This window comes from Photorhabdus noenieputensis (genome assembly GCF_018448935.1).
GTDB lineage: Bacteria > Pseudomonadota > Gammaproteobacteria > Enterobacterales > Enterobacteriaceae > Photorhabdus > Photorhabdus noenieputensis.
On record NZ_RCWC01000011.1, the window covers coordinates 117381 to 130150 of the forward strand.

The window sequence follows — 12770 nt, forward strand, 5'->3', positions numbered from 1 at the left end:
TACCGTGGCTGAGCATTCTCCGCATGACTGCTTTCAATATCAGCAAGGTAATGTATTGCTAATTTCAGTGCTGATATTGTTGGCAGTGAGCCTGATGATGTTAAAGGCTTTGCATCATCATCTGGATAACGCTTTAATCATGATGGTTGATGAACGCAGATATCTAAAAGCTTTTCAGCAAGCAGAATCTTCATTGACATGGGGAATCGCTCAGTCATGGCCACTTTATAGTAGTAAAACAGAAGATAGTAATGAAACAGAAGAGTGGTATTGCCAGCAACAGCAAGAATTTCATTTGACCAGTTGCTTAAAAAGGCAATCGAGTCATTTTTTTCTACTGAAAGGTATGGCTGATGTGGCATCTGGGCAATCTGTTGAATTATATCAATGGATGAAATTACTTTCTGCTGATGGAAGAGATTCTCTTATCCCGGTAGAAAGTGGTTGGTTGGATTTTTGCCCTGAAGTAGATGTGGGATTTTGTTCATGAAGTCAGATCTTTTTTATGAGCATCAATCAGGTATGAGTTTGCCCGAAGTAATGATTGCTGTTATGGTTTTTTCGGTCTCTCTATTGGGATTAATGCGTTATCATCAGGCGTTATTATTTGGGTTTCAGCAACATTGGCAGCAATCAAAGGCGGATAAATTATCTTATGGGTATCTGGAACAATATGAATTAATTGCAGGGCAAAATCCTTTGCCAGAAATAATATTACCACCGGGATGGCACGCTGAATTTCAGACAACATATCCGTTGTCTGGCTGCTATCAGCTTACAGTTATAGTGACAACACCTTATAATCAGCAAAGTAAAGCAAGCCGATGGATTTGTTCAAATGGGAGTTCTGATGTTCAAAGTTTATCATTCTAATCAACTAGATCTTCTTAAGGAATTGATAGCAATATTGATCGGGGATAATCCACTGACTGATCCATTTGCGCAGGAAGTCATTTTGGTACAAAGCCCAGGTATGTCACAGTGGCTGCAAATCCAATTGGCCGAAAGAATAGGCATATCAGCCAATATTTCATTTCCGCTTCCTGCTACATTCATTTGGGATATGTTTACCAAAGTATTGCCTGATATTCCTAAAGAAAGCGCTTTTAGTAAAGATGCTATGACATGGAAATTGATGGCATTATTGCCTCAATTGTTGCCAGAAGCAGAGTTTATTGCGCTCAGGCATTACCTTGATCAAGATTTTGATAAACGGAAGATTCATCAATTGGCTGGACGGGTTGCTGATCTGTTTGACCAATATCTAGTTTATCGTCCGCAATGGTTGGAAAGTTGGCAGCAAGGTCAGCTTATTGATGGCTTGAGCGATAATCAGTTGTGGCAGAAAAGGTTATGGCTGGAACTGACGGAATATACTCACCAGTTACAACAACCCCAATGGCATCGTGCTAATTTATATCAGCGTTTTATTTCGACATTGGAAAATAGCCCTGAACGGGAAAATAGTCTTGAACGAGAAAATAGCACTAAGCTTTCAGCTTGTTTACCGAAACGAGTATTTATCTGTGGTATTTCTGCCTTACCACCGGTCTATTTACAAGCTTTGCAGGCACTGGCACGGCATATTGATATTCACCTGATGTTTACCAATCCATGTAAATATTATTGGGGAGATATTCAGAATTATGCTTTTCTGGCAAAACTGAGTAGCCGTAAACCACGTCATTATAAGAGCGAACAGGAGCTGGAATACTTTAAAGATCCGGGTAATGCTCAATCACTGTTTAACGATGACGGTGAACAAGATGTAAGTAATCCCTTGTTGGCATCGTGGGGGCGGTTGGGTCGTGATAATCTCTATTTATTGTCGCAACTTGAGCAGAGTTCGGATGTTCACGCTTTTGTTGAATTAGAACAGGATAATCTATTACATCAATTGCAAAGGGATATTCTCTATCTGGAAGATCATGCCCAAATTGGTTCAACAAAAGAAACATTTGAAAACAGTCTGCAAAAAAGAGTACTTGATCCGTTGGATCGCTCTTTATCTTTCCATGTTTGCCATAGCCCTCAACGTGAAGTGGAAGTTTTACAGGACCAGCTATTGCGATTATTGGAAGATAATCCATCTCTGACGCCAAGGGATATTATTGTGATGGTCGCGGATATTGACAGTTATACTCCCTATGTTCAGGCAGTATTTGGTAATGTCTCTGCTGAACGTTATATTCCATTTGCCATTTCTGATCGTAAGGCTCGTCAGGCACATTCGGTTTTACAGGTATTTATTACACTGCTTGATTTACCTCAAAGTCGTTTTACGACGGAACAAGTTTTAGCATTGTTGGAAGTACCCGCGCTGGCGAATAAATTTGACATTCATGAAGATGGTTTGCGTTTATTAAGGCGTTGGGTTGAAGAGTCAGGGGTTCGTTGGGGGCTGGATGACGATAATGTAGAAGAACTCTCTTTGCCGGTAACAGGTCAGCATACATGGCGTTTTGGACTCACTCGAATGTTATTGGGTTACGCAATGGATAGTCGGTCGGGCCCTTGGAAAGAGGTATTGCCTTATGATGAATCCAGTGGTTTAGCCGCAGAGCTTGCCGGCCAATTAGCTGAACTTTTAATGCAATTGAGCTATTGGCGTAGGATTCTTGGCGAGAACCGAACATTAACGGGTTGGTTACCTATCTGCCAGCAGTTACTGGAGACATTTTTTGCATCAGATAGTGAAACTGAATTAGTACTGGCGATGATAGAGCAGCAATGGCAGAAAGTCATAGTCAATGGCTTGAATGCCCGTTATCAAGAAAATGTGCCATTGGTTCTATTACGAGATGAATTGGCACTTCAGTTTGATAATGAAAAAATCAGCCAGCGTTTTCTCGCCGGATCGGTCAATTTTTGCACTCTAATGCCGATGCGTTCTATTCCCTTTAAGGTTGTCTGTTTATTGGGAATGAATGATGGTATCTATCCCCGTTCAATTCCACCGCTTGGATTTGATCTGATGGCGGAAAAAGGTCAGAGGGGAGACAGAAAACGGCGGGATGATGACCGTTATCTATTTCTTGAAGCCTTGATATCTGCTGAACAATTTCTCTATATCAGCTATATTGGCAAGTCCATTCGTGATGATACGGAATGTAATCCTTCCGTATTGGTGAATGAATTACTGGATTATGTTTGCCAAAGTTTTTGTTTACCGGGAAATGAAGAACTGAATGTTGATCAAAGTGCTACTCATGTCAGAGAACATCTGTTGTATCTTCATTCCCGCGTTCCATTTGCGCCGGAAAATTTTATACCGGACAGTTATCAGCAAAGTTATGCCAGGGAGTGGTTACCGGCGGCAACTGAGCAAGGTGCAGCATATGCTGAATTTTGCCAATCTATTGAAACGGCGCAAATTCAAGAAATTACACTTGATAATTTGAGCAGCTTTTACCGCCATCCCGTTCGGTTTTTTTTCCAACGTTGTTTGAAAGTAAATTTCGTTATTGAAGAAACGGAATTACCAGAGGAAGAACCTTTCGTTTTAGATAATCTTCAACGTTATCAGTTTAATCAGCTATTGTTGAGTGCACTCATTGAACAGCAATCTCCTGAATCACTTTTCAATCGGCTTCGGGCTGCTGGCGGGTTGCCTTTTGGTGCTTTTGGTGAGGTTTATTGGTTGAAGCAACAAAAAGAGATGCAGCCTCTGGCGGATAAAATTCGTGAACAACAGATGGAAACTTTATCTGTTGATTTACACCATGATTTAGGCCAAGTGATGCTGACAGGACAAATTAATAAGGTGCAACCGGATGGGTTGCTACGTTGGCGGCCAGCCAGTTTAACAGCTAATGATGGCATGCAATTGTGGATTGAGCATTTGGCTTACTGTCTTGCCGGGGGAGAGGGTGAAAGCCGCAGTTATGGGCGTGATGGCAGCGAATGGTGTTTTGCCTCTGTGTCTTCAGAACAAGCGAAAGATTATTTGAATCAATTGATTGAAGGTTATCAACGAGGAATATCAGCGCCTTTACCACTGTTTTGTAAAAGTGGTTGGGCGTGGCTTTCAACATGTATGAATAAAGAAACAGGTGAGATTGATAGTAGTGATGAAATTCAATCAAAAGCTGAAAGCCAGCTATTGAAGGCATGGCTTGGAGATCAGGGACGCACAGGCGAAGGGAATGATCCTTATACTCAGCGGGCTTTCAGGCAAATCGATGAATCATTTTTAGCAAAACTTAAACAGGAAGCGCTCAATTATTTGTTACCGATGGCGCGAAATCAGAAACATAGGGAGAATATCGGATAATGCATAAACATTTTGTTCGCATGATTACTGTGATATTTCTGTTCTTTTGGGGGACAGTAAGCTATGCGCAAACATCACAATGGCAGCTACTGCAAGAGACAATTTATAAAAGCGAAAATGATCATCGTCAGTATCAGGGAATCAGATTGGCAAACAATATGACGGTCTTGCTGGTATCTGATGAGAAGGCAACCAAATCTCTGGCAGCGGTAGCAATTCCGGTTGGTAGTATGGAAAACCCTGACAGCCAGCTTGGGCTTGCGCATTATCTGGAACATATGGTTCTGATGGGATCTGAACGTTACCCACAGTCAGGTGATTTATCTGAATTTTTGCAAAAGCATGGTGGTAGCTATAATGCCAGCACAGCTTCTTACCGCACGGCTTTTTACCTTGAGGTAGAAAATGAGGCGTTAGCGCAAGCTACAGATCGTCTGGCTGATGCACTAGCTGAGCCGTTACTTAATCCAGTGAATGCAGATCGGGAGCGAAACGCCGTTAATGCAGAGCTGACAATGGCACGTTCTCGTGATGGGATGCGGGTGGCTCAAATACGGGCAGAAACCCTGAACCCTAAACATCCCAATGCCCGTTTTTCTGGGGGTAATTTAGAAACATTGAAAGATAAGCCAGGGAGTAAATTACAGACAGAACTGGTGGATTTCTATCAGCGCTATTATTCGGCCAATTTGATGAAAGGAGTCATTTACGGTAATCAGCCTATCGATAAACTGACTCAAATTGCTGTTGATACTTTTGGTCGGATACCTGACAGAAAAGCGAGCGTGCCGCCGATTACTGTGCCGGCAGTAACGGAAAAAGAGAAAGGGATTATCATCCATTATGTTCCTGCTCAACCGCAAAAGGCATTGCAATTGGAGTTCAGTATTGACAATAACAGTGCTGATTTCCGCAGTAAAACCGATGAATATCTTGGTTATATGATTGGCAATCGTAGCCTGAATACATTATCAGATTGGCTACAAACTCAAGGGTTAGCCGAAAGTATCAGTGCTGGTGCAGAGCCTATGGTTGATCGTAATAAGGGTATCTTTTTTATTTATGTGACGTTGACAGATAAAGGGCTTGCACAACGGGATCAGGTTATTGCGGCTATTTTTGCTTATATTAATTTGTTAAAACAAAAAGGCATTCAGAAAAGTTATTTCGATGAGATCGCAAAGGTTTTGAATCTGTCTTTCCGATATGGCTCCATTGTTCGTGATATGCATTATATCGAATGGTTATCGGATGCTATGCTGCGAGTTCCTGTATCCAATGTACTTAATGCTGGTTATTTGGCTGATAACTATGACCCAGAAGCAATCACCAACCGGCTTGCTGAGTTAACGCCTGAAAATGCAAGAATCTGGTATATCAGCCCAAAAGAACCGCACGATAAACAGGCTTATTTTGTTCAGGCACCTTATCAGGTTGATCGAATCACATCACAGCAACGGATGGAATGGCAGCAGTTAGAGGCGCGGATGAACTTTTCTTTGCCTGTGCCAAATCCTTATATTCCTGACGATTTGAAGCTGATAAAAGTAGATAAGAGTCAAAAACATCCAGAGATGATCCTTGAACAGCAGAATATCCGCCTGTTGTATATGCCGAGCCAATATTTTGCTGATGAGCCTAAGGCCAGTATTACGCTTGATTTACGTAATGTGGACAGTTTGGATAGTGCCCGTGAGCAGGTCACATCTTCTTTGCTTGATTATTTGGCGGATATTTCCCTTGATCAGCTTAGTTATCAAGCTTCTGTTGCTGGAATGAATATTTCTACTAGTTCATCACAGGGACTGCAACTAGGAGTAAGTGGTTACACTCAAAATCTGTCGGCGCTTTTAACCTCTTTAATTAGTAATTACATGGCGTTCACCCCAACGGAGGAGCAACTGGCACAGGCTAAATCTTGGTATCGTGAGCAGATAGAGGTTTCTAATAACGCTAAAGCTTATGACATGGCGATGCAGCCGTTGAAACGCCTTTCTGTGGTGCCTTACACTGAACAATCTACTCGTTTAAAAGCGCTGGAAACTATCACGGTTCAGGATATTGTTACCTATCGTCATGAAATGATAAAAAATGCTGCTTTGCAAATGATGATAATTGGCAACTTGACCGAACAGCAGAGCAAAGTGATTGCTGAATCTGCCCATAACCAACTGGCGAATCAAGGGAATGGCTGGTGGATTGGGGATAAGGTGGTGATTGATAAAAATTACCCGGTTAATTTCCAGCGTGTTGGCAGCAGCACAGACGGTGCTTTAGCCGAGGTTTATATTCCGACGGGTTATAACCGTATAGACGGTTATGTTTATTCCAGTTTGTTAAGCAATATGCTCCAGCCGTGGTTCTATGAGCAGTTAAGAACAGTAGAACAATTAGGGTATGCGGTGTTTGCTTTCAATACCAGTGTGGGGGAGCAGTGGGGATTGGGTTTCCTGCTACAAAGTAATAGTAAACAACCGAAATATTTGAATCAGCGTTATCGAGATTTCTATCAGAACGCTGGTAATAAATTGAAAGCAATGTCTCAAGCTGATTTTGAACAGTACAAGAGTGCGCTGATTAATGAAAAGCAGCAACCGCCACAAACTTTCTATGACGAAGTTTCCCGCTTCTCTGGTGATTTCAGCCGCAATAACTTTAATTTTGATAGCAGAGATAAAATGCTTGAGATCCTAAAGAAAACCACACAGCAGCAATTGATTAATTTCTATCGGAATGCGGTAATCAAACATCGAGGGCTGTCATTGATTTCACAAGTGATTGGTAAATCAGGAAACTTGGATGGGTATGCGAAATTGAAAGGTTGGAAAACCTATCAGAATGTGACTGAATTTCAGAAACGGTTACCTATTGAGGTAAGAGAGCAGTGATCACAGAGATATCTGTTCACAGTCTTAATGTATTAACTCTGCCGCTGAATGGTCAGCGGCTGATCGAAGCATCGGCCGGGACGGGTAAAACCTACACTATCGGTATCTTATATCTGCGTCTTCTGCTTGGGCTGGGGAAAGATGCCGCTTTTTCACGACCTTTGAGTGTAGAAGAGATTCTGGTGGTCACTTTTACTGAGGCAGCAACGAATGAGTTACGTGGACGTATCCGTGAAAATATTCATAAACTTCGCCTTGCTTGTATTCGAAACGAAGTAGAAGATGCAGAGCCAGCCTATCAACAGCTATTGGATGAAATCCCAGATAAAGGGCGGGCGGCTATCTGGTTACTGGCCGCAGAACGGCAAATGGATGAAGCCGCGATTTATACCATTCATGGTTTTTGTCAGAGGATGCTGGTACATAATGCTTTTGAATCTGGGATCTTGTTTGAACAGACATTAATTCAGGATCAACAGCCATTAGAACGGCAGGGGTGTGCTGATTTCTGGCGGCGTCACTGTTATCCATTGCCGTTATCAATGGCACAGGTAATCAGTCAGGAGTGGAGCGGGCCGGAAGCTCTGCTGGCTGAATTACACCCTTATTTACAAGGGGATATGCCACATATTGTTAATGCGCCGGACAGTGATGAAACGTTGTTAAGCCGCCATGAAAAAATTATCCAGTTGATCAGTGATGTTAAATACCAATGGAATGAAGTTGCTGGAGAGTTGCACGATTTAATTGCGGGCTCTGGTGTTGATAAAAGAAGTTACAGTAGTAAGCACTTACCAAATTGGCTGAATAGTGTCACGGATTGGGCTCAGGCACCTACAGAGGATTATCTGTTGCCAAAAGCGTTGGAAAAGTTCCGGCAGTCGGTATTGGCAGAAAAGACAAAAAAAGGCGAGGTACCTGAACATGCACTTTTTGTTGCGATAGATGATTTATATAAGCAACCACTTACCTTATGTGATTTGATCATTTCCAGGGCTATTATTGAGATTCGCCAATCAATCGGTCAGGAAAAATTAACACGTGGTCAAATGGGGTTTGATGATTTACTTACCCGTCTTGATGATGCTCTGAAAGGCCCTGGCAGTGATTTGCTTGCTGAGACCATTCGTCGGCGCTATCCAGTTGCGTTGATCGACGAATTTCAGGATACCGACCCACAACAATACCGAATTTTTCATACCATTTATGGCACTCAGCCTGAAAATGGATTGCTGTTTATTGGTGATCCCAAACAAGCTATTTATGCATTTCGCGGCGCAGATATTTTCACTTATATTCGTGCCCGTTCTCAGGTAAGTGCTCACTATACTTTGGAAACAAATTGGCGCTCTGCTTACTCAATGGTACAGGCAGTAAACAAACTGTTTATGCGTTCAGAAAATCCATTTTTGTTTGAACAGATCCCTTTTATTGAAGTTGCTGCGGCAGAGAAAAACCGGGAACTTTCTTTTAGCTATGATGGTGAAGAACAGGCCGCACTGAATTTCTGGTTACAACCAGGAGAAGGTGTTTCTACCGGAGATTATGAGCAAACGATGTCACGGCTCTGTGCTGCGCAAATTCGAGATTGGTTGCAGGCAGGTAGTGAAGGGCGGGCTTTATTACATAAAAGTGAAGGTTTTCGACCTGTGATGGCTGCTGATATTACGGTTTTGGTACGTAGCAGAAAGGAAGCGACACTGATCCGTAATGCACTTAACCTGTTATCTATTCCTTCCGTATTTCTTTCTAACCGAGAAAGTGTATTTGCTGCCGCGGAAGCCAAGGATATTCTCTGGTTATTACAAGCGGTGTTATCACCGGAAAAAGAACGGGTTTTGAGAAGTGCGTTGGCGAGTGGTTTATTTGGTCTAACTGCCCGGCAGATAGACATGTTGAATCATGATGAAAAGACATGGGATCAGTTAGTTGATGAATTTGATGGTTACTTTCGTCTGTGGCAACGCCGTGGTGTGTTACCTATGTTACGAGCGGTAATCGCCAACCATCATATTGCTGAGAATTTGCTTGCCAGTTATGACGGTGAACGGCGTTTGACGGATGTGATGCATATTGGTGAGTTGTTGCAGGAAATATCGTTGCAACTTGATAGTGAACATGCGGTCACCCGCTGGTTGGCTCAGCAAATCTCTCATCCTGATCCACAATCGGAAAGTCAGCAGATGCGGTTGGAAAGTGATCGTCATTTAGTACAAATTTGTACTATCCATAAATCTAAAGGTCTGGAATATCCGCTGGTATGGTTGCCATTTATCTGTAATTTCAGGGAGCAGAAGCGGGCGATATATCATGATCGTACAAGCTTTAATGCTTGCCTCGATATTTTTCCTGACGACGAAACGATTGAATTGGCGGAACAAGAGCGATTGGCAGAGGATTTGCGTTTACTCTATGTCGCATTGACGCGTTCTGTTTACCATTGCAGTGTCGGTGTGGCTCCGCTGATAAAAGGCAATAAGAAAAAGATCGGGGATACTGATCTGCATCAGTGTGCTCTGGGCTACCTGTTGCAAAAGGGCGTGAAAGGGGATGCTGATTTTCTGGCGACATCGCTTAAAGAATTAAGCGGGGATGGTATCGTTATATCATCAATTAATGAAACAAATGGTCATCCTTGGCAATCGCAAAGTAAAAATGATTTAGTCCTGTCGGCCAGGCAATTTAAACGCAGAGTCCAGGATGACTGGCGTATTACCAGTTATTCTGGTTTACGAAACTCTGTGGTTCATCGTGGCAATGCTTCCGTTTATTTTGCTGGAGAAGAATCTATTGACGTGATTGTTCAATCTATTGCGCCAAAACTTGATGTTGATGCGAGTGGTGAAAAGCAGTTAGCAGAACAACCTGAAATGACGCCACATACATTTCCTCGGGGAGCTTCCGCGGGGACTTTTTTACACGCTATTTTGGAAGAACTTAGTTTTAACCAACGACCTGATGAGCAATGGTTGGCAGAACAACTGCAATCAGCCGGATTTGATGAACGATGGAGTGGGACGTTACAGCAATGGATGACCGACATTTTTACCATTCCATTGAATGATGAAGGAGTGCAACTGGCAAAAATTCCGCTGCATCATCAACAGGATGAAATGCAGTTTTATCTGCCGGTTGAGCAACTTTTGCGATCTCAGGCGTTGGATACACTGATGCGTCGTTATGATCCGATTTCTGCCCGTTGTCCCCAACTGGAATTTCAGCAGGTGAAAGGAATGCTGAAAGGGTTTATTGATTTGGTCTTCTGTTGGCAAGGCAAATTTTACGTGCTGGATTACAAATCAAACTGGTTGGGAGAGGAAAGCCAGTTTTATACTCGACAGGCAATGGAAATAGCCATGATTGAACATCGCTATGACCTGCAATATCAGCTTTATACACTGGCATTGCATCGTTATTTGCGTCACAGGCTGGCTAATTATGATTACCAACAACATTTCGGCGGCGTGATTTACCTGTTTCTGAGGGGAATAGATAAACAACAACCGGGGAATGGTATTTTCAATTGTCGGCCATCGGCTGAATTTGTTGATGCTTTGGATCTGCTTTTCAGTGGTCATGAACAGTCTGAAAAAGAGAAAAATTGATGATTTCGTTATTACAACAGGCAGTAAACCTCAGACTTTTGCGTTCATTGGACTTACAGTTTGCTCATGCATTGATTGAGGATAAAGATCCTATTTTGTTGTTGGTGATGGCGCTGTTGAGCGCTGAAACTGGTGCCGGGCATGTTTGCCTGCCGGTTAATCGGATAACGCCAGAATATTTTTTTGATGGGCGACATCGTGAATTTGCAGAGCAGTTGTGGCGGGTTGCGGGAAAACCAGATGAACAGAGTTTGCTGATAGCGCTGGAGAATTGTGCTGCGGTTAGTGATGGATTTCAACCAACGCCAGTGGTGCTTTCCCATGACCGGCTTTATTTGCAGAGAATGTGGCAAAGTGAATGTCAGGTGGCGGCTTTCTTTTCCGGCAATCAACCAACCGATAATATTCAAGAACAGCAACTGAGAACTGTTTTGGATGAATTATTCATGCTGCCTGAAGAAACAATGGATTGGCAAAAGGTAGCTGCGGCTGTTGCGGTGACGAGCAGAATTTCAGTTATCTCTGGCGGACCGGGAACTGGGAAAACCACCACCGTTGCTAAGTTGTTGGCTGCCTTAATTAAACTTGAACCTGATAAAAAGCGGGTTATCCAACTGGCGGCTCCGACAGGAAAGGCGGCCGCCAGATTGACCGAATCTCTTAATAGTGCGGTCAGAAAACTGCCTCTAACGGAAGAACAGTTTGCATGTATGCCGGATCAGGCACAGACGATTCATCGCTTGCTAGGAGCGCAGCCTGATAGCCAGCGATTGCGCTATGATCGAGATAATCCACTGAGTTTGGATGTGCTGGTGGTGGATGAAGCTTCAATGGTGGATTTACCCATGATGGCTAGGTTGATTGATGCATTGCCGCCGAAAGCGAAAATTGTTCTGCTTGGGGACCGTGATCAATTGGCATCAGTGGAAGCAGGCGCGGTGTTGGGTGATATTTGCCGTTTTGCAGAGCTGGGATACAGCGTAGCGAGGGCGCAACAGCTAAGCAGATTAACGGGATGTCGGTTAGTTGCGGGTGATCAGCAAAATATCCCAGAGGTTCGTGAATGTTTGTGCCTTTTACGCAAAAGTTACCGCTTTAATATGGATTCGGGGATTGGTCAGTTGGCGGCGGCCGTTAATCAGGGAAAGAGTCGACAAGCTCTCTCTATTTTGCAGCAACCGTTGAAGGATATCTGTTTTTACCCATTGTCCGACGATGAAGATTATCAGCGGTTGCTGACAGAAACGGTATCGGGTTATCACGCTTATTTACAACTGGTGGCAGAGCAGGCACCGGCCAAAGCGATTTTAGATGAATTTAACCGTTATCGTTTGTTGTGTGCGCTTAGAGAAGGGCCGTTTGGCGTCAGTGGGCTTAACGAGCGTATAGAACAGCTATTACATCGTCAGGGGCTTATTCGTCGTCCAGTCGGGACTTTCAGCCGTGGTTATGCAGGCCGCCCCATCATGATATCGCGTAATGACAGCACACTGGGTCTGTTTAATGGTGATATCGGTATTATGCTCAGAGACGAAAATCATGAACTGCGAGCTTATTTTCAGTTGCCTGATGGACAAATTAAAGGAATCCAGCCAAGTCGTTTGCCACAACATGAAACTGCATATGTGATGACCGTGCATAAATCACAGGGATCAGAATTTGACCATACAGCTTTGGTATTGCCGACGCAGTTTGTACCGGTTGTCAGCCGTGAACTAGTTTATACAGCGATAACTCGGGCCAGAGAAAAACTAACGCTTTATGCACATGAAGCGGTATTGCGTCAGGCAATCCAGACGCCGACTCAAAGGCGAAGTGGATTAGCAGAGCGGCTTAACTTACAGGTGGATTAACATTTGCTCTGATAGACTGACTTGTGTAAAAAAATTTATATATTAATGATGTTGCCATATCTTCTCTGACATTTTTTTTGATCGTTATTTGTTCGGTTGTTGGATGGGCTTTTAAGCCCGACAATCAGATCATTAATGCCTTTAATGAGAT

6 protein-coding genes are annotated in these 12770 nt (G+C 43.2%); all 6 read left to right on the top strand.

Features of this window, described 5'->3' with window-relative positions; genetic code table 11:
• The first annotated feature begins 4 nt into the window (after window positions 1–4).
• From EAE91_RS10205 to recD, 6 genes are read left to right on the top strand one after another with little or no spacing between them, the layout of a single operon-like run.
• The gene (locus EAE91_RS10205; RefSeq protein WP_214088404.1) at window positions 5–490 is read left to right on the top strand and encodes a YgdB family protein; all 486 of its coding nucleotides are present in this window, start codon (window positions 5–7) and stop codon (window positions 488–490) included.
• Complete coding sequence (locus tag EAE91_RS10210; RefSeq protein WP_214088405.1) at window positions 487–873, top strand: prepilin-type N-terminal cleavage/methylation domain-containing protein; 387 nt, start codon at window positions 487–489, stop codon at window positions 871–873. The genes EAE91_RS10205 and EAE91_RS10210 overlap by 4 nt, the downstream gene beginning before the upstream one ends.
• Window positions 851–4273 carry an exodeoxyribonuclease V subunit gamma gene (gene recC / locus EAE91_RS10215; RefSeq protein WP_214088406.1) on the top strand — a complete coding sequence of 1141 codons (3423 nt, stop codon included), beginning with the start codon at window positions 851–853 and terminating at the stop codon, window positions 4271–4273. The genes EAE91_RS10210 and recC overlap by 23 nt, the downstream gene beginning before the upstream one ends.
• Window positions 4273–7161 carry a pitrilysin gene (ptrA, locus tag EAE91_RS10220; RefSeq protein ID WP_214088407.1) on the top strand — a complete coding sequence of 963 codons (2889 nt, stop codon included), beginning with the start codon at window positions 4273–4275 and terminating at the stop codon, window positions 7159–7161. The genes recC and ptrA overlap by 1 nt, the downstream gene beginning before the upstream one ends.
• Window positions 7161–10766 carry an exodeoxyribonuclease V subunit beta gene (gene recB, locus EAE91_RS10225; RefSeq protein WP_376744744.1) on the top strand — a complete coding sequence of 1202 codons (3606 nt, stop codon included), beginning with the start codon at window positions 7161–7163 and terminating at the stop codon, window positions 10764–10766. Before ptrA ends, recB begins: the two co-directional genes overlap by 1 nt.
• Window positions 10766–12619, top strand: a complete 1854-nt coding sequence (recD, locus tag EAE91_RS10230; protein WP_214088409.1) for an exodeoxyribonuclease V subunit alpha — start codon at window positions 10766–10768, stop codon at window positions 12617–12619. Before recB ends, recD begins: the two co-directional genes overlap by 1 nt.
• The last annotated feature ends 151 nt before the right edge of the window (window positions 12620–12770 follow it).